Here is a 247-nt window from a genome sequence, read left to right on the forward strand (position 1 = left end):
TGATCGCAGCATGGCGCGGGCGCGCGCGAGACGCGACATCACGGTGCCGACCGGCACGGCTGCGACATCGGCGATCTCGCGGTATGATAGATTCTGGATTTCCCTGAGCACGAAGGTCTCGCGGAACAGGAGCAAGTGAAATGACCTGCGAGGAAGCCGAAGTGCTGATCCACGCGCTGATCGACGGCGAACTCGATGCCGGCCATGCGCGCGAAGTGGAAGCCCATGTCGAGGGGTGCGCGCATTG

General features: G+C 63.6%; 1 protein-coding gene and 1 pseudogene. One reads left to right on the forward strand and one right to left on the reverse strand.

The window, feature by feature from the left end; translation table 11 throughout:
• Positions 1-126 (reverse strand): annotated as a pseudogene (locus tag FNJ47_RS52310) (sigma factor-like helix-turn-helix DNA-binding protein); the annotation flags it as partial.
• A gap of 14 nt (positions 127-140) precedes the next feature.
• Here FNJ47_RS52310 and FNJ47_RS52315 point away from each other — a divergent pair.
• Positions 141-247: anti-sigma factor family protein (locus FNJ47_RS52315; RefSeq protein ID WP_175068539.1), on the forward strand; the 107-nt coding region annotated here is incomplete at its 3' end.

This window comes from Bradyrhizobium uaiense (assembly GCF_010811875.1).
Lineage (GTDB): Bacteria > Pseudomonadota > Alphaproteobacteria > Rhizobiales > Xanthobacteraceae > Bradyrhizobium > Bradyrhizobium uaiense.